Annotated in this window: 16 protein-coding genes and 1 pseudogene; 8 read left to right on the plus strand and 9 right to left on the minus strand. The window is 72.3% G+C overall.

Annotation, left to right across the window (positions count from 1 at the left end; translation table 11 throughout):
* Positions 1 to 137 precede the first annotated feature (137 nt).
* Genes ACIPC1_RS27690 through ACIPC1_RS27710 form a run of 5 tightly spaced genes read right to left on the minus strand, consistent with a single transcriptional unit; the run spans position 138 to position 4110 of the window.
* The gene (locus tag ACIPC1_RS27690) at positions 138 to 1406 is read right to left on the minus strand and encodes a cytochrome P450 (RefSeq protein ID WP_402521556.1); all 1269 of its coding nucleotides are present in this window, start codon (positions 1404 to 1406) and stop codon (positions 138 to 140) included.
* Positions 1403 to 1651: a hypothetical protein gene (locus ACIPC1_RS27695; RefSeq protein WP_402521558.1), complete on the minus strand. Its 249-nt coding sequence runs from the start codon at positions 1649 to 1651 to the stop codon at positions 1403 to 1405. The genes ACIPC1_RS27690 and ACIPC1_RS27695 overlap by 4 nt, the downstream gene beginning before the upstream one ends.
* Positions 1632 to 1979: a DUF742 domain-containing protein gene (locus tag ACIPC1_RS27700; protein ID WP_402521560.1), complete on the minus strand. Its 348-nt coding sequence runs from the start codon at positions 1977 to 1979 to the stop codon at positions 1632 to 1634. The genes ACIPC1_RS27695 and ACIPC1_RS27700 overlap by 20 nt, the downstream gene beginning before the upstream one ends.
* Positions 1976 to 2383 carry a roadblock/LC7 domain-containing protein gene (locus ACIPC1_RS27705; protein ID WP_402521563.1) on the minus strand — a complete coding sequence of 136 codons (408 nt, stop codon included), beginning with the start codon at positions 2381 to 2383 and terminating at the stop codon, positions 1976 to 1978. The genes ACIPC1_RS27700 and ACIPC1_RS27705 overlap by 4 nt, the downstream gene beginning before the upstream one ends.
* Positions 2380 to 4110: an ATP-binding protein gene (locus tag ACIPC1_RS27710; protein WP_402521566.1), complete on the minus strand. Its 1731-nt coding sequence runs from the start codon at positions 4108 to 4110 to the stop codon at positions 2380 to 2382. The genes ACIPC1_RS27705 and ACIPC1_RS27710 overlap by 4 nt, the downstream gene beginning before the upstream one ends.
* A 228-nt stretch (positions 4111 to 4338) precedes the next feature.
* Here ACIPC1_RS27710 and ACIPC1_RS27715 point away from each other — a divergent pair, with 228 nt between their 5' ends.
* The 3 genes from ACIPC1_RS27715 (at position 4339) to ACIPC1_RS27725 (ending at position 9419) form a co-directional block, all read left to right on the plus strand.
* Positions 4339 to 7515, plus strand: a complete 3177-nt coding sequence (locus ACIPC1_RS27715; RefSeq protein WP_402521569.1) for an FAD-binding and (Fe-S)-binding domain-containing protein — start codon at positions 4339 to 4341, stop codon at positions 7513 to 7515.
* 62 nt (positions 7516 to 7577) lie between these two features.
* The gene (locus ACIPC1_RS27720; protein WP_402521571.1) at positions 7578 to 8147 is read left to right on the plus strand and encodes a TetR/AcrR family transcriptional regulator; all 570 of its coding nucleotides are present in this window, start codon (positions 7578 to 7580) and stop codon (positions 8145 to 8147) included.
* Between the two features lie 81 nt (positions 8148 to 8228).
* A complete protein-coding gene (locus ACIPC1_RS27725; protein ID WP_402521573.1) occupies positions 8229 to 9419 on the plus strand; it encodes a GDSL-type esterase/lipase family protein in 1191 nt (396 codons plus the stop codon).
* A gap of 135 nt (positions 9420 to 9554) precedes the next feature.
* On the opposite strand, the gene ACIPC1_RS27730 is transcribed toward ACIPC1_RS27725, so the two are convergent.
* Genes ACIPC1_RS27730 through ACIPC1_RS27740 form a run of 3 tightly spaced genes read right to left on the minus strand, consistent with a single transcriptional unit; the run spans position 9555 to position 12669 of the window.
* Positions 9555 to 11339: an FtsX-like permease family protein gene (locus ACIPC1_RS27730; protein ID WP_402521576.1), complete on the minus strand. Its 1785-nt coding sequence runs from the start codon at positions 11337 to 11339 to the stop codon at positions 9555 to 9557.
* Positions 11336 to 12130, minus strand: a complete 795-nt coding sequence (locus ACIPC1_RS27735; protein ID WP_402521578.1) for an ABC transporter ATP-binding protein — start codon at positions 12128 to 12130, stop codon at positions 11336 to 11338. The genes ACIPC1_RS27730 and ACIPC1_RS27735 overlap by 4 nt, the downstream gene beginning before the upstream one ends.
* Positions 12127 to 12669, minus strand: coding sequence for a PadR family transcriptional regulator (locus ACIPC1_RS27740; protein WP_402521581.1), 543 nt, complete (start codon positions 12667 to 12669; stop codon positions 12127 to 12129). Before ACIPC1_RS27740 ends, ACIPC1_RS27735 begins: the two co-directional genes overlap by 4 nt.
* A gap of 102 nt (positions 12670 to 12771) precedes the next feature.
* Between ACIPC1_RS27740 and ACIPC1_RS27745 the strand changes: the two are divergent.
* From ACIPC1_RS27745 to ACIPC1_RS27760, 4 genes and pseudogenes are all read left to right on the plus strand, one after another.
* Positions 12772 to 12999, plus strand: a pseudogene (locus tag ACIPC1_RS27745) (metallophosphoesterase); the annotation flags it as partial.
* Positions 13000 to 13138: 139 nt separating this feature from the next.
* Positions 13139 to 13585: a GNAT family N-acetyltransferase gene (locus ACIPC1_RS27750; RefSeq protein ID WP_402522347.1), complete on the plus strand. Its 447-nt coding sequence runs from the start codon at positions 13139 to 13141 to the stop codon at positions 13583 to 13585.
* A 258-nt stretch (positions 13586 to 13843) separates the two neighbouring features.
* The gene (locus ACIPC1_RS27755) at positions 13844 to 14968 is read left to right on the plus strand and encodes a lipid II:glycine glycyltransferase FemX (protein ID WP_402521583.1); all 1125 of its coding nucleotides are present in this window, start codon (positions 13844 to 13846) and stop codon (positions 14966 to 14968) included.
* 207 nt (positions 14969 to 15175) lie between these two features.
* Positions 15176 to 16141, plus strand: a complete 966-nt coding sequence (locus tag ACIPC1_RS27760; protein WP_402521585.1) for an EamA family transporter — start codon at positions 15176 to 15178, stop codon at positions 16139 to 16141.
* 78 nt (positions 16142 to 16219) lie between these two features.
* Here the strand turns inward: ACIPC1_RS27760 and ACIPC1_RS27765 are convergent, their stop codons facing one another.
* Positions 16220 to 16642, minus strand: coding sequence for a nuclear transport factor 2 family protein (locus ACIPC1_RS27765; protein ID WP_402521587.1), 423 nt, complete (start codon positions 16640 to 16642; stop codon positions 16220 to 16222).
* 109 nt (positions 16643 to 16751) lie between these two features.
* Here ACIPC1_RS27765 and ACIPC1_RS27770 point away from each other — a divergent pair, with 109 nt between their 5' ends.
* Positions 16752 to 17444 (plus strand): TetR/AcrR family transcriptional regulator, encoded by a 693-nt coding sequence (locus ACIPC1_RS27770; RefSeq protein WP_402521590.1) that lies wholly within the window; start codon positions 16752 to 16754, stop codon positions 17442 to 17444.
* The last annotated feature ends 18 nt before the right edge of the window (positions 17445 to 17462 follow it).

Here is a 17462-nt window from a genome sequence, read left to right on the forward strand (position 1 = left end):
AGCCTAGCGGCTTCCGGAAACCTGGGTGAAACCTCGTCCGTCGGGTGAGACGGGCGCGAGGGCGAGGAGGCCGGAGTGGGCCGAGGTCGCTGACGAAGGGTCCAGGACGCCACGGGTCTCTTCGGCGTCGGCGGCGCTCATGCGGAGGTCCCGCCGAGGGCCCGGGTGGGGGAGAAGCGCACGGGCAGTTCGGTCAGCCCCCGCAGCCATGGGGAGGGCCGCCGGGCCAGCGACTCGGCGGGCACGGCCAGGTCGATGTCCGGCAGCCGGTCCAGTACGACCTCGATCCCGGTCCGCGCGATGATCTCCGCGATCTCCTGCGCCGGGAACGGACAGCGGTGGGCGCCGTGGCCGAAGGAGAAGTGGGCGCTGTTGCCGCCGGTGAGCGCGGAGACGTCGGTACGGACCCGGGGGTCGGAGTTGGCGCCCTGGAGCCCGAGGATGAGCAGGTCGCCGGAGTGGATGTGGCGGCCGCCGAGCTGGGTGTCGCGGGAGGCCCAGCGGCCGGCGACGTTCTGGGAGGGGGTGTCCTCCCAGAGGACCTCGTTCATGGCCTCGGCGACGCTGTTCCGGCCGCCGAACAGCGAGGCCGCGAAGCGGTCGTCCGTGAGCATCAGGCGCAGCGAGTTGCCGATCCAGTCGGCGGTCGGCTGGTGGCCCGCGGCCAGCACGACCATCAGGTCCTGGACGATCTCCTCGTCCGTGAAGCCCGAGGTCGAGGCTGACCCCGAGCCCTCGGCCGCGGCCTCCTGGGTGAGTGCCGTCGCCAGCATGCGGCTGACCACGTCGTCCGCGGGAGCCACCTTCCGGTCGGCGAGCAGCTGCCCCATGGACGCCGCCAGATGCTGCTGCCCCGCCAGTGCGGACGCCGTACCGTTGGTGATGTCGTTGAGGGCGGTGACCAGGCCGGGTCCCTGCTCGTCGGTGAAGCCGTAGAGCGTGGCGAGGACACGGACGGGCAGCAGTGCCGCGTAGTCCCCGATGAGGTCCGTCTCGCCCTTGGCGCTCACCGCGTCGATGAGCTCGTCGGCGAACTTCTCGGCGTGGCTGCGCAGTTCAAAGGGGTCGACGGCTTCGAGGGCGTCGCTGATCATCGCGGCGCGCACCCGGTGACGCTCGCCGACCGTGTAGAGGATGGAGGGCTGCCCGCGGCCGATCATCGGCAGCATCGGCCAGTCGTCGGGGATGCCCGGCCACTGGTTCCACAGGTCGGAGTCCCGGCTGAACAGCACGGGATCGCCGGTGACCTGGTGCAGTTCGCGATAGCCGAGCACCAGCCAGGCCGGTATGTCCCCGTCCAGCGAGACCGGCACCACGGCACCGTGGTCGCGCCGCAACTCCCGGTACAGCTCGGCGGGTTCGGTCTGGAACCGGGGCCCACTGAGGGGCACGGAGGCGGAGGTCACAGTGCCAACTCCGGTGATGTGAGGAGGGGTTCGCCAAGAGCTCCGGGTGCGCTCGTGGCGGCGTACAGGCTCTGGAGGTACTCGACCGGCTTGCCGACGCCGAAACCACCGACGGCCACGATCTTCGGGCCGTTGTCGGCCGACGCGGACAGCGGCGTACGGGCGTCATTCGCGAGAGGGGCACGGGCGTCGGAGGCCGCGGCGACACAGGCAGACGTACCGGCGTCAGATGTTGCGGAGTCCAACGAGCACCTGCTCCAGGATGTCGTGATCGGGAAGAGTGGCGACGTGCGGGTGCCGGGCGCTGACGCGGCCGGTGGCGAGGAGATCGGTGAGCAGCACCTTCGTGATGCTCACCGGCAGCCGCAGTTCGGCCGCGATCTCGACGACCGCCGTGGGCCGCTTGGCCAGGCGCAGGATCGCGGCGTGCTCCGACTGCATGCCCGCCGCCGGCTCGCACTCGGCGACCACCAGCGTCACCAGGTCGAAGGGGGTGTCGGGGCCGGACCCGCTGCGCCCTCCCGTGAGGGTGTACAGCCGGTCGGGGGCGTCGTCCCGACCCGGGCGGCTCATGAGGTACGCGGCGGCGCGCTCAGGTATTCGCCGAGTTGTTCGACGAGTTCGCTCATGTTGTGCCCGACCAGACCGGCGTCCGCCTCCTCGGCGGTGACGACCGCCAGGTGCGCGCCGTCGCCCGCCTCGACGATGAACAGGACTCCGCCGTGGAACTCGGCCATCGCGGACCGTACGCCCCCGCTGCCGTCGCCGAACTCCACCGACGCCCCGTGGGACAGCGACTGGATGCCGGCGGCGATCGCCGCGAGCTGGTCGGCCTGGTCGACCGAGAGCCCCGGGGTGCGGCACAGCCTCAGGCCGTCACGCGAGAGCACGAGCGCGTGCCGGGTGCCTGGCGTGCGCTCAAGCAGCCCCTCGATGAGCCAGGAGAGCTTCTCGTCGGCGGTGGTGGAGCCGGTCATGGAGTCGTGTGGCCTTTCGGGTGTGAGTGGTCGGGTGACGGTGAGGGGGCGGGCGCCTGGGAGGGCACGGCGGACACCGCGTCCGTGTCCCGTACCCCCTCCTGTTCCTGTCCGAGGTCTTCTTCGAGTTCTTCCTGGACGTGTACGGCGTCCTCGGCGCCCGGCGCCGCACCGCGTACCGCCTGCCGGAAGCTGCTGAAGCGGTCGCCACGGGACCTGGCCCTGTCGGCGGTACGGGGGTCCGGGTCGGCCGGAGGCGTGGCGCGGGCGCGGCTGCGCTCGGCGTGCGCGAGGGTGCGGCCGCGGCGGCGCCTGGGGAGCTCGCCGCTCGACTCGGTGTCCTCCTCGTGCCGGGGCGAGTCGTGGGCGGGGACGGGATCCGGGTCCAGGTCGGCGGGGGCGTGGGCGGCGGCGTACGACGGCTCGGGGAGCGGCGGCTGGACGGCTCCCGGCGCTGACGCGGTCTCGGCCTTGGGCTCGGTCTCGGCCTTGGTCTCGGCGGGTTCGTCGTCGAGGGGCAGCGTGAGGGGCAGGAAGGCGAGAAGGTCCTGGGGGATGAGGACCAGGACGCCCGTGCCGCCCCGTGCGGAGGGCCGGAAGGACACCTTCAGGCCGTGCTTGCGGGCGAGCCGGCCGACCACTGCGAGGCCGAGCCGGGTGCCGGTGAGCCTGCCCGGTCCGACGGTGTCGCCGGACACGGCACGCTCGGCGCGGCGCAGCTGGACGTCGCCCATCACCAGGCCGCTGTCCTCGACGGAGACGATGACGCCGGCCGGGACCTCCTCGACGTACACATGCACTTCGGCGGTCGGCGGGGAGAAGTTCGCCGCGTTGTCGAGGAGTTCGGCGAGCGCGTGCATCACGCCCTCGGCGGCGTGCCCGGCGACGGCGGCCCCGCTGGTGGAGTGGATGCGGACACGCTGGTAGCCGCCGATGCGGCCCATCGCGCCGCGCAGGATCGACTCCATGACGATGGGCCGCGCCCAGCGGCGGCCGGAGCGCGCACCCGAGAGGACGGCGACGGAGTCGGCGAGACGGCCCGCCTGCGCGGTGCGGTGGTCGAGGTGCAGCAGGTCGGCGAGGACCGCCTCGTCGGAGTGCCGCTCCTCCATGGCGCGCAGGTCGGCGAGCATGCCCGTGGACAGGGCCTGTAGCCGGCCGGCCGCGTTGGCGGTCGAGGCGAGCGCGGCGGCGCGGTCAGCGGTGGCGTGCCGGGCGCGCTCGGCAAGGCGGGCGTTCTCCGCGGTGAGGCGGTCCCGTTCGTCGGTGAGCTGCTGCCGTTCGGCCGTGAACCCGGCGGTGAGACGGGCGCGTTCCCGCGCTGCGGTCTCGGTCAGCTGGACGCGTTCCTGTGCCACCGCCTCGGCCAGGCGGGCCCGCTCGCGGGCCACGTCACCGGTCAGCCGGACCTGTTCCTGGCTGAACTCCTGGGCCAGCCGGGCCCGTTCCTGAAGGAGCCGCCCGGCGTCCTGGGTCACGGTGTCGAGCCGACGGCGCAGCAGCCTCGACTTCTGTACGGCGCGGGTGGCCACGGCGACGGCCACGCACAGCAGCAGGGCGGCGGCGCCCGCGGCCCAGGCGAGGGGGACGCGCACCGAGTCGGGCGCCAGGTGGACGGCGCCGGCGACCGCGACCGCGGCCAGGACGGCGGTGATCAGAGGGACGGGCGCAGTGGCGCGGAGGGTGGGTCGTTCGCCGGAGGGGGTGGGCGCTGTCGGCGCGGTCATGAATCGTGTCCTCGGTCGTGTCCTGGGCGAGGTTCCTGGGGGCGAGGTTCCTGGGCGAGAAGCGACACTTGATGCTCAACTGGCCGTCACTATAGGGGAGTTAGTGATCGTCTTGGGAAGCTTCCGGTTTCCCGGTCTGAGTAATCCCGACCACATTCGACCCTTAGGTCGCGATCTTCGCGTGGTGGCTCGGCGGTCACTGTCAGTGTTCGGGGGCATCCTGGGGGCATGACTGATCCAGGGGCACTGCGGGCGGGGTTGCGGAAGGCCGTGCGCGGCGAGGTTGCCTTCGACGTGACCGCGCGGGCGCTGACCACCATGGACGCGTCCAATTACCGGCGTGTCCCGCTGGGCGTCGTGTCCCCGCGCGACGCGGACGACGTGGCGGCGGCCCTCGCCGTGTGCCGTGAGTACGGGGTGCCGGTCGTCGCGCGCGGTGGCGGCACGTCGATCGCCGGGCAGGCGACGGGCACGGGCGTCGTCCTGGACTTCACGCGCCACATGAACCGGATCGTTTCCGTGGACCCCGATGCCCGTACGGCGGTGGTCCAGCCCGGTGTCGTACTGGACCGCCTCCAGGATGCCGCCGCCCCGCACGGCCTGCGTTTCGGCCCCGACCCCTCGACCCACGGCCGCTGCACGCTCGGCGGCATGATCGGCAACAACTCGTGCGGGTCGCACTCGGTCGCCTGGGGCACGACGGCGGACAGCGTGCGGGAGCTGTCGGTGGTCACGGGTCAGGGGGCCGCGGTGCGGCTGGGGCAGGACTGGGCGGGCGCCCCCGACGGCCTCCGTCCCCTGGTCGAGGGCGAGTTGGCGCGCCTGCGCACGGGCTTCCCGGACCTCCCGCGCCGTATCTCCGGGTATGCGCTGGACGCCCTCCTCCCCGAGCGCGGCGCGGACGTCGCCCGGTCCTTCTGCGGCTCCGAGGGCACCCTGGGGCTGCTGACGGAGGCGGTCGTACGACTGGTCGAGGCCCCCCGCGCGCGGGCGCTGGCCGTGCTGGCGTACCCGGACGAGAGCGCGGCGGCGGAGGCGGCCGCCGGACTGCTGCCGTACGGCCCGCTGACGGTGGAGGGGATGGCCGCCGACCTCGTACCGGCCGACGCGGGGCTGCCGCGCGGCGGGGCCTGGCTCTTCGTCGAGACGGGCGGGGCGGACACGGCGGAGGCACGCGCGCGCGGCGACGCGATCGTGCGGGCCGCCGACGTCGTCGACTCCCTCGTCGTCACCGACCCGGCCGGGCAGCGCGCCCTGTGGCGGCTGCGCGAGGACGCCAGTGGCACGGCGACCCGGATGCCCGACGGCACCGAGGCCTGGCCCGGTTGGGAGGACTGCGCGGTGCCGCCCGCCCGGCTCGGGCCCTACCTCCGCGACTTCCGGGCCCTGCTGACGGCCCACGGGCTGCGCGGCGCGCCGTACGGGCACTTCGGCGACGGCTGCATCCACGTACGCATCGACTTCGACCTGATGACCGCCGCCGGGATCGGTCGCTTCCGGCGCTTCTCCGAGGAGCTCGCGGACGTCGTCGTGTCCCACGGGGGCTCGCTGTCGGGCGAGCACGGCGACGGGCAGGCGCGGGCGGAGTTGCTGCCGAGGATGTACGGCGCGGAGATGGTCGGCCTCTTCGAGCGGGTCAAGGGCGTCTGGGACCCGGACGACCTGCTCAACCCCGGAATGCTGGTGCGGCCGCACCGGCTGGACGAGAACCTGCGATTCGCGGTGCTGCCGAAAGAGCCGGTCGACGTGGCCTTCGGGTATCCGGCGGACGGCGGGGACTTCTCGGCGGCGGTGCGCAGGTGTGTGGGGGTGGCGAAGTGCCGTACGACCTCTGCGGCCGGCACGGACGTGATGTGCCCCTCCTTCCGGGCGACCGGCGAGGAGGAGCACTCCACGCGAGGACGGGCGCGGCTGCTCCACGAGATGCTCGCGGGCGAGGTCGTGACCGACGGGTGGCGTTCGACTGAGGTGCGCGACGCGCTGGACCTCTGCCTGTCCTGCAAGGGCTGCCGGTCCGACTGCCCGGTCGGCGTCGACATGGCCACGTACAAGGCGGAGTTCCTCCACCACCACTACGAGGGGCGCCGTCGCCCGGCGGCCCACTACGCCATGGGGTGGCTGCCGGTGTGGCTCGGGTTCGTCGCCGGCACCCGCACGGCACGGATCGTCAACTTCCTTGTCGGCGTGGGGTTTTTGGCGGCAGTGGCCAAGCGGCTGGGCGGGATCGCGCCCGAGCGGGGGATTCCGACGGTGGCGCGGGAGACCTTCAGCCGGTGGTGGTCGCGGAGGTTCCGGGCGCGGGTGCGGGGGTTCGTGCGGGGCGTCAAACGGGGGGTACGGGGGCCGTTTCCGGGGTTCGGTACGGGGGCCGGCTCGGGCTCGGGCTCGGGTTTCGGCTCCGGTGGGCAGGTCGTTGTCGTGTGGCCCGACACCTTTACGGAGTACCTCTCGCCGTCCGTGGGCAAGGCCGCCGTACGGGTCCTGGAGGCGGCGGGGCTGACGGTGCTGCTGCCGCCGACGAGGGCGATGAAGTTCACGCCGGCGGGGATGCCTGAAGAGGCTGGGGGGATTCCGGGACCGGACGGGGCGGCGGGGGTCGTGCGGGGTCCCGGCGGGGACGGGCCGTCACGGGGCCCGGTCGGGGATGGCGTGACGAGGGGCCCGGTCGGGGGTGGCGTGACGAGGGGGACGATCGGGGGTGGCGTGACGAAGGGCCCGATCGGGGACGGCGTGACGAAGGGCCCGATCGGCTTCGGTGGGGGTTTCGGTGCGGGTTTCGGTGCGGTCCTGCCGCGTCGTCGGCACCGCGTCTGCTGTGGCCTGACCTACGTCTCCACCGGCCAGCTCGACCGCGCCCGCACCGTGATGCGCCGCACGCTCGACCTGATGGAGCCGTACCTGGAGGCGGGCACCCCGGTCGTCGTCCTGGAACCGAGCTGCGCCGCCGCCCTCCGCACCGACCTGCCGGAGCTGCTGCACGACGACCCGCGTGCGGCACGTCTGGCGGCGGCGGTGACGACGTTCGCGGAGGCCCTGGAACGGCACGCCCCGCACTGGACCCCACCCCGGCTGGACCGCCCGGCAACCGGCCAGACCCACTGCCACCAGCACGCGGTCCTCGGCGACGCCGCCGACCGCCGCCTGCGCGAGGCCGCGGGCCTCACCGGCTCCCTCGCCGGCGGCTGCTGTGGCCTCGCCGGCAACTTCGGCTTCGAGAAGGGCCACTACGAGGTGTCGACGGCCTGCGCCGAGGAGCAGCTCCTCCCGGCCGTACGGGCCGCCACGGACGACACGGTGATCCTGGCGGACGGCTTCTCCTGCCGTACACAGCTGGAGCAGCTGGCTGGCCGGAGGGGGCGGCACATGGCGGAGGTGCTGGCGGATGGGCTGGGGGAGGAGAGATAGCCCCACTTGCCTAAAGCTATTAGGTAAATGCATGATAGGCATCGGCGATTATGGGAGTGGTTATGGTTCGAGTGGGGCTGACCACGGAGCGTCTGACCCGGGCCGGGGCCGAGCTGGCCGATGAGGTCGGCTTCGAGCAGGTGACCGTCTCGGAGCTCGCCCGGAGGTTCGACGTCAAGGTCGCGAGTCTGTACTCGCACGTGAAGAACTCCCATGACCTCAGGACGAGGATCGCGCTGTTCGCGCTGGAGGAACTCGCCGACCGGGTCGCCGCCGCCCTGGCCGGTCGCGCCGGCAAGGACGCCCTGGCCGCTTTCGCTGATGCCTACCGCGACTACGCCCGGGAGCACCCCGGCCGGTACGACGCCATGCGGCTCCGGCTCGACCCCGAGACCGCGGCCGCCAGTGCCGGCCCTCGGCACGCGCAGATGACGCGGGCGATCCTGCGCGGCTACGACCTGACGGAGCCGGACCAGACACACGCGGTCCGGATGCTCGGCGGCGTCTTCCACGGCTACGTCAGCCTGGAGATGGCCGGAAGCTTCAGCCACACCGCCGTCGACTCCCAGGAGTCCTGGACCTGGACCCTGGACCGACTGGACGCCCTCCTGCGCAACTGGACCACGCCTTGAGCGGCCGCGGACGCGGCCAGAGCCACAGCAACAGTCACAGCCCCACAGCCCCACACCCCCACAGCCCCAGGACCATGAGCAATGAACACTGAGCACGACTGGATGACCACACCTGTCACCACGCCCGTCACCGTCGACATGCTGCGCGGTTTCCTCGACGTGGAGCCGACCGCGTACGGCCTGCTGCCGCACCGTCTGCCCGCTCGGGCTCGCCGACAGATCCCCGACGACCGACTGGCCGCAGCCGAGGCCCAGCCCTCCGGCGTGCGGTTGGTCTTCCGCACCCGGGCCACCGTCATCGAGCTGGACACGCTGCCCACCAAGCGGGTCTACCGAGGCTTCCCGGCCCCCGCGGACGGCGTGTACGACCTGCTGGTCGACGGCCGGCTCGCTGCCCAGGCAACGGTGCCCGGCGGTAACGTCCGCACGATCGTCGACATGGTCACCCAGTCCTCCGAACTGAGTGAAGGGCCCGCGGGCACCGCCCGGTTCACCGGTCTTCCGGCACGTGACAAGGACGTCGAGATCTGGCTTCCGCACACGGAGATCACCGAGCTGATCGCCCTGCGCACCGATGCCCCGGTCGAGCCGGCGCGGGACAACGGGCGCAAGGTGTGGCTCCACCACGGCAGTTCCATCAGCCACGGCTCGAACGCCGCCCACCCGACCGCCATCTGGCCGGCCCTGGCCGCCGCGCAGGGCGAAGTGGAGCTGGTCAACCTGGGATTCAGCGGCAGCGCGCTGCTCGACCCGTTCACCGCCCGTGCGATGCGGGACACCCCCGCGGACCTGATCAGCCTCAAGATCGGCATCAATGTCGTCAACGCCGATGTGATGCGTCTGCGCGCCTTCACCCCCGCGGTCCACGGCTTCCTGGACACCATCCGCGAGGGGCATCCGACGACACCGTTGCTGGTCGTGTCCCCCATCCTGTGCCCGGTCCAGGAGGACACCCCCGGCCCTCTCGCGCCCGACTTCGCCGGCGGCATCCTGCGCTTCAAGGCCACGGGCGACCCTGCCGAACGGGCCGCCGGGCGCCTGACGCTCAACGTCATCCGCGAGGAACTCGCCCGGACCGTCGAACAGCGGGCGGCCGACGACCCGAACCTGCACCACCTCGACGGCCGTGACCTCTACGGCGAGAGGGACTACGCCGAACTGCCCCTGCCCGACGAGGTCCACCCCGATCCCGCGGGACACCGCCGCATCGGCGAGAACTTCGCGCGGCTCGTGTTCGGAGATGGCGGCCCCTTCGCCACCAGGACCGGCTGATCGGGTTGACCGGCTGATCGGGTTGACCGGCTGACCGGCTGACCGGCTGACCGGCTGACCGGCTGACCGGGCTGACCGGGCTGACCGGGCTGATCGTGCTGACAACTGCGGTGAGTCAGCGGCAGGGAAGGCCCGTCAGACGGGTTCGGCGTTGAGGGCGCGACCGGCGGGGCTGCGGGTGTGGAGCCAGGCGGGCAGGGCGGTCAGCGCCGCTACGGCCAGGAGTACGGCCGGGGCCGCGGCCGCGAGCCAGCTGCCCGGGGGTGTCACCACGACCGCGCTGAACAGTGCGAACAGGCCGATCCCGATCGGGATCCCCACCGCGATCGCGCCCACGGCGGGCAGCAGTTGCGCGGTGCAGAGCGCCGCGACGACCTGGCCGGGGGTGGCGCCGAGGGCGCGGGTGACGGCCAGGGCGCGCCGGGCCTGCACCGCGGTGCTCCAGCTGACGAAGACGGTGTTGAGCACGGACAGTGCCACGAGGGCGACCGTGACACCGAGCATGACCTGGCCTGTCACGGCGTTGCGGATCTCCTGGACGGCGGACGTTCCCAGGGCGGTGTCCGCTTCGAGCGACACCCGGAAGGTGAGGACCGCGGTCACCATGACCGTGGTGGCGGCGGTGCCGACGGCGCTCAGGGCCGCGCGCCCGGGACGGCGTGCGATCAGCCGTACGCCGATCAGGAGTGGCGTGGGCAGGTAGGCCGTCATGGCCGTAAGGCGAGGACGGTACGCGGTCAGGTGCGCAGGGTCGGTGAGGGTGTCGACGGTGCTGGAGCGCACGGTGCGCAGGACGGGCCCGAGCGTGCCGACCAGGGTCACCAGGAGGGCGAGCACGCTCGCGGCCGCGACGATGCCGGTGGTCGGCGGGCCGGCTGTGTTGACCAGCCCGGCACTGGGGTCGGCCAGCGCGGGCGCGGTCAGACATCCCACGGTGACCCCGACGGCGGTGGCCACCACCGTGAGGAGCAGGTACTGCGCGAGCAGCATCGCGGCCACGGTACGGGGCGTGGCACCGACCGCCTTGAACAGGCCCGCGCGCCGGCGGTCCCGTGGGGCGCGCACGGCGGCGAGCGACGCGAGGGTGACCAGCGAGGCCGCGGCGAGGAGACCGCCGCCGATGACCAGGGTGGGCCGGGCGAAACTCAGCAGTCGTGTGTCCCCGTCGACGAAGGTCTGCCAGGGATGGGTGTTGACCCAGTCCTGACCCCAGAGGTCGTCGGTGAGGACGGTGTTCGCCCCGGTGGGCGTCGCGTCGGGGTCGGACAGCTTGATGTTCAAGAGGTACAGGAGGGACTCATCGCCGGCTGCCGCGCGGGCGTCGTCGGTGGTGAGCCAGATCCGGCCGCCACCGTCGGACGGCCCCGGGCCCTCGGCCCAATTGCCCCACGGATAGACGGCGGTGGCCGCGCTGATGGCCGTACCGACAACTGGGTAGTCCCGCTCACCGATGGTGACACGGTCTCCGACGTGTACGCCGAGTGCCTGGGCGAAGCCGCGTTCGATGACCGCGCCGCCGCTACGTACCCACGTGCCGGAGGTCACCAGCGGCCGGTCCACGGTGGACGCGGTGCGCTCGCGCCCCTCGACCGCGGTGTTTTCCGTCTGCCCGTTGGCGTGGACCGTGGTGGAGAACCCGGGGACCGGGTCGGCGACCGTGTCCACGCCGGGGGCGTCCGCGATGCGTCCGGCCAGGGCAGAGGGGTCCGTGGCGGTGGTGATGGCCGTGATGTCGGGTCCCGCGGTGGCCTCGCGGGTCTTCATGTACCCGGCGACCACGGCGTTGTCGGTGGCCATTCCCAGGGTTAGCGACGCGGTGGCGGCGGTGACCGTGAGAAGGAACATGACGGCCTCGCCGGGTCGGCGGCGCAGGTCCCGTGCGACGAGCCGCCAGATCAGCAGCAGACGGCCCATGGTCATTCCTCCCAGCCGAGGAGCGTGCCGAGCTGCGAGCCACCCGCGGCCAGAGGCGTGTCCTCGGCCGTCGCCCCGTCGCGGAGGGAGACAACCCGGTCCGCGGTGGCGGCCACGCGTTCGTCATGGGTGACGAGGACGAGGGTCTGTCCGGTGACCCGCAGGTCGGCGAAGAGGCAGAGGACGTCGTGGGTCGCGGCGGTGTCGAGGTTCCCGGTGGGCTCGTCGGCGAGGACCACGAGCGGCTCGTTGACCAGGGCGCGGGCGATGGCGACCCGCTGCCGCTGCCCGCCGGACAGCTCGGACGGCAGGTGCCGGTCCCGGTCCGCGAGCCCGACACGGTCGAGAAGGGCGGCGGCGCGACGGCGGGCGGTGCGCGGCGAGTCGCCGGCGAGCAGCGCGGGCAGCTCGACGTTCTCGGCCGCGGTCAGTTCGTCCATCAGGTGGAAGTCCTGGTGCACGAAGCCGACGGCGCGGCGCCGCAGTCGAGCGAGCGCGCGTTCGCCGAGCAGGTCGATACGCCGCCCGCCGAGCCACACCTCACCCGCGTCGGGCCGGTCGAGGCCGCCCAGCAGATGCAGCAGCGTCGACTTGCCGCAGCCACTGGGGCCGGTCACGGCCAGCGTCTGCCCGGACGGTATGTCGAGGTCGACCGCGTCGACGGCCACCACCGTGCTCGCGCCCTGCCCGTAGATCCGCGACAGGCCGACGGCCCGCAGCACCGGGCCTGCCGCCACGTCCCCGGAGTCGCCGCGCCGGGACCGCCCTCTGCCCCACCGGCCGCCTGGTGTCGTCATCCGTCCCCTCCGCCTTTCCTGTACGGCGTGCGGGCGGACCAGGTCCGCCTGCACGCCTCCAACCAGCGCAGATCCGCCTGCAATCGGAGTGCTATGCCCTCTAGGAGCAGCCCGGCCTCCGAGTCCGTGTCGTGAGCGAGGACGGCGTGCTGGGCCTCGGCGAGGCTGCGTCTCAGCTCGTGGCGCCGGGCCTCGACAAGCGCGAGCGGCTCTGCCATGCCCGACTCGGCGGCGGCCACCAGCTTCAGATGGAACTCCGCCACGTCCGCCCGGGGCCCGGCGGGCTCGGCCAGCCACCTGGCCACCCGCTCCCGTCCGGCCCCGGTCAGCGCGTACACCTTGCGCCGTGGACCGCGCGCGGACGCGTCCTCGCGTTCCTGTACGACCAGACCCGCCTTCTCCAGCCGGGTGAGCGTCACGTACACCTGCCCGGCGTTGAGCGTCTCGCCGAGCGGCCCGAGCGCCGCAAGCAGCCGCCCGCGCAGGTCGTACCCATGCGACGGCTCCTTCACCAGAAGCGCCAGCACCACGTCCTGCACGGACTACCCTCCCCCTCGTTGCGCGCTCTACTGTGCGAGCCCTAATAGATAGCGGTTAGCTAAAAGCGGCGTCAAGCTGCCAACTGCCAACTGCCAGCTGCCAACGGGTCGGATTTCGGCATGCCGTACGCCCGCCCCGGCGCCCACTGGTCCCTCCTTGGCCCGGGAGTCACCCTCCGCACCACGCCCTTCGACATCCCGGCCGCGACCACCCGCCTCACCCGGGAGTCCGGCTACCCGGAGATCGCCGAGTGGGCCGACTACTTCCTCAACGCCCGGGCCACGGACGCGGAGGCGATCGAGGCGTTCGGGCCGCGTGACGGGCGTTGACCTGCGGGACGGCGGTGATTCAGGGAGCGCAACTGCCTGTTGGGATACTCCGGTCATGGACGTGAGTACGAGGGCGGGCGGAACGGGGCGGGGGCGGGCGACATCCGGTGCCGCCCTGGGAGGGGCCGGCGGATGGGCACTGCGCGTCGCGGAGCCGGCGGACGTCGAAGCGATCGCGGAGCTGCGGGCGAGGGTGATGCGGCCGGACCTGGAGCGGCTGGGCCGGTTCGACGAGCACCGGGTCCGGCAGCGCCTGCGTGACTCCTTCTCCGCGCGGTACACGTCGGTCGTCGTGGCCGACGGCGCCTTCGCGGGCTGTGTGACACTGCGCCCGGGCGAGGGCGGTCAGTGGCTGGAGCACTTCTATCTCGCCCCGGAACTCCAGGGCTGCGGCGTCGGTTCGGCGATCCTGCGTACCCTGCTGGACCGCACGGACTCAGAGGGCGCGACGGTACACCTGAACGTGTTGCAGGGCAGTGCCGCCAGACGCCTCTACGAGCGGCATGGCTTCACCGTGGCGACCCAGGACGCTGTCGACGTCTTCATGGTCCGCTCGCCCACCGGTCCTGGTGAGTCCCACGCGTGACCTTCTGCCTCTGACCGATCAGACGCCCGGTGAGGTCTGGTTGCTGAGTCCCAGCGACACGCCGTAGGTCACGGCGCGTCGCTGGGACTGGCGAGACACTTGCGTCGCCGGACGTATTCGCCGACAGCGTGGGGGGCAGTCTCGGGGCCTCTCGGCCTGGACGCCTCGCCTCGCTCATCCGAACGCGCCGATCGGAACCGGTACGACCCCCGTAAGTACGCTGGCAGATCCACCTACCCCCCATGAGGAGTGCCGCGTATGAGTCTCCGCCTGCACGCCATCACCCGCGAAGAGCACCTGGCGTTCGTGAGCACCCGTCCGTCCGCCAGCCATATGCAGGTGCCGTCCTGGGGTGACGTGAAGCCGGACTGGCGGGCGGAGAGTCTGGGCTGGTTCGACGGGGAGGGGCGGCTCGTCGGGGTGGGGCTGGTGCTGCTGCGGCCGTTGCCGAAGGTCAAGCGGTATCTCGCGTACCTCCCCGAGGGGCCGGTCATCGACTGGCGCGCGGCGGATCTCGAACGTTGGCTCGATCCGATGCTGGCCCACCTCAAGGCGCGGGGCGCGTTCTCGGTGAAGATGGGCCCGCCCGTGGTCGTACGACGATGGAGTGCCGACGCGGTCAAGGCGGCGATCGCCGATCCGGCGGCGCGGCGGCTGGGAGACGCGGAGGCGACGACGTACGAGCCGGCGGCGTTCGAACTCGCGGAACGGCTCCGGCGGATGGGCTGGCAGCGGACCGAGCCCGACAGCGAGGACGGATTCGCGGCCGGGCAGCCGCGGTACGTGTTCCAGGTGCCGTTCGCCGGGCGGTCGTTGGAGGAGATCCACCAGGGCCTCAACCAGCAGTGGCGGCGCAACATCAAGAAGGCCGAGAAGGCCGGCGTGAAGGTGGTGCGGGGCGGTTACGACGACCTGCCCGCCTTCTACGAGCTGTACGCGGAGACGGCCGGGCGCGACCGTTTCATCCCGCGCCCGCTGCCCTACTTCCAGCGCATGTGGACCGCGCTCACGGCCGAGGACCCGGACCGTATGCGCCTCTACCTCGCCCACCACGACGGCGACGTCCTCGCCGCCGCCACGATGCTGACCGTCGGCGGACACGTCTGGTACTCCTACGGCGCCTCCACCAGCCGCAAACGTGAGGTCCAGCCGAACAACGCCATCCAGTGGCGCATGATGTCCGACGCCCACGAACTCGGCGCCTCCGTCTACGACTTCCGCGGCATCACCGACACCCTGGACGAGACCAACCACCTCCTCGGCCTCCTCCGCTTCAAGGTCGGCGCGGGCGGCGAGGCCGCCGAGTACCTCGGCGAATGGGACTTCCCCCTCAACCGAGTCCTCCACAAGGCGCTGGACCTCTACATGGCCCGACGCGGGTGAGCCCTGCATGGCCCGATGCGGGTGACCCGTGCACGGCCCGACGCGGGTGACCCATCGCACCTTGCGGTCAGTGGCAAAAGAGGTTCACAGTCCTGACGGAGTCCATTACCCTGGACTGGCAAGTGCAGCAGGTTAGACGATCATCAGTGAACCTCGACCCGAACTTCCTGGACGGCTCCCGTGAACCTCCCCGGCGCTGAAGCGGCCATGACGACCACAGAGCCCGCTGTCGCCGCAGCGGCAGCGTCAGCCGTTTCTGCGGAAGGGTCCCCGGAAGGTTCCGCGAAGGGCTCCGGGCGACGGGATGCCCTGGGCCCGCTGGGCCTGGTCCTCGCCGGCGGGATCTCGGTGCAGTTCGGCGGCGCGCTGGCCGTGACGCTGATGCCGCGTGCCGGGGCACTCGGGGTCGTCACCCTGCGGCTCGCGGTGGCCGCGATCGTGCTGCTGGTGGTCTGCCGGCCCAAGGTGCGCGGGTACGCGCGCGCGGACTGGGGCACCATCGTCGTCTTCGGCGTCACGATGGCCGCGATGAACGGGCTGTTCTACCAGTCGGTCGACCGCATCCCGCTGGGCGCCGCCGTCACCCTCGAAGTACTCGGCCCGCTCGCCCTCTCCGTCCTCGCCTCCCGCCGCGCCCTGAACCTCGTCTGGGCGGGCCTCGCCCTCGCCGGCGTCTTCCTCCTCGGCGGCGGAGGCTTCAGCAGCCTCGACCCCCTCGGCGTCGCCTTCGCCCTGTTGGCAGGCGCCATGTGGGCGACGTACATCATCTTCAGTGCCCGTACGGGGCGACGCTTTCCGCAGGCCGACGGGCTCGCGCTCGCCATGGTGGTCGCGGCGGTGGTGTTCCTGCCGTTGGGGATCGTGGAGTCGGGCTCGAAGCTGCTGGCCCCCACGACGCTCGCCCTGGGCGCCTCGGTGGCCATACTCTCCTCCGTCCTCCCTTACACCTTCGAACTCCTCGCCCTGCGCCGCCTCCCCTCCTCCACCTTCGCCATCCTCATGAGCCTCGAACCGGCCCTCGCCGCCACCGCCGGCTTCCTCATCCTCGACCAGTCCCTCTCCGCCATGCAGGCCCTCGCCATCGCCCTCGTCATCGCGGCGAGCATGGGCGCGGTGCGGACGCAGGTGGGGCGGGGGAAGGCGCGGGGGCTGGAGGCCGAGCCGACGGCTTGAGGCGGAGTCGGTTTCGCTGCGCCGACGGTTGTCGCCGGGCCGGTCAGGGCGCGGCGACAACCGTCGGTGCCGGGTCGGCTAGGGCGCGGTCAGCTGTGCGGCGATGGTCGCCCCGTCCATCCAGACGTTCTCGCGGGAGATCCGGCCGTCCGTGAACTCGAAGACGTGCAGGAGCCGGAAGGTGATTCGCCGGCCGTTGCCGGGGATGCCCAGCATCGAGCCGGTGACCACGCCGGTGATCAGGTCCTCCACCGTCGCGGCGTTCTCCCCGTAGTACGTGTGGGTGCGCTCTTCCTTCTCGGCCCGGAAGTCCTTGAGCAGCTGGCGGTAGCGGTCCAGCGCCTCCGCCGTGCCGCGGGCCGGGGGTCCCGGCCAGCCGACCACGTCGTGCTCGATGTCGTCCGTGTACATCGCCACGGCCGCTTCCGCGTCCCCGTTCCCCTCGGCCTCGACATGGGCCTGGATCAGGGCTTCCATTTCCTCGGGTGTCATGGCGCTCATGGAGCACCACCCCTTTCGTCATGCCGCGCGCCCGAAGGCGGGCGACCCCCGTTTGGTGAGACAGTGCTAGCGTAATGAGAAAACTCTCTCACGAATAGAGGCGACTCGCATGACGGAGGGGCGCACCGGAAGCACGACCGGCGCGCGTGGGCCCGGCGCGGTCGACGCACGGGGCTGGCAGGGCGACGGTCGCCGGAACCAGAAGATGCGGACCCGACGGGCGCTCATCGACGCTGCGGCCGCCCTGATCCGCGAGGGCCGGTCGATCACGATCTCGGAGGTCGCCGAGCGGGCCCAGGTGTCCGTGGCCACCGCCTACCGGTACTTCTCCACCCCCCAGGACCTGGTGGTGGAGACCAGGACCGTGGTGCGCGGCCCGGAGTTCCTCGCCGACCTGCCCGCGGACCCGGCGGAACGCCTCGACACGGTCGTCTCCCGGACGGCCGACGCCCAACTCGGCGACGAGGCGCTGTGGCGGACCCTGCTGAAGACCTCGATGGAACGCTGGTTCGAGCAGCGGGCGGCCGGTACGGACGAGCCCGACGGACAGCACCCGATCCGCAGCCGCTCCCGGCTGGACCTCACCCGTACCGCCCTGGAGCCGCTCGCCGACACTCTGCCGCCCGAACTGCACCGCAGGCTCACCATGGCCGTCACCCTGGTCTACGGAGTGGAGGCCGTGATCTCCGCCCGGGACGTCTGCGAACTCGACCCCGAGGAGGCGAAGGACGTCATGCGCTGGGCGGCGGGCGCCTTGCTGGAACAGGCCGTGCGGGACGCCCCGGACGTCCCCGACGCGTGACCGGCCCGCCCCACCCGC

The organism is Streptomyces sp. NPDC087263 (assembly GCF_044744645.1).
Lineage (GTDB): Bacteria > Actinomycetota > Actinomycetes > Streptomycetales > Streptomycetaceae > Streptomyces.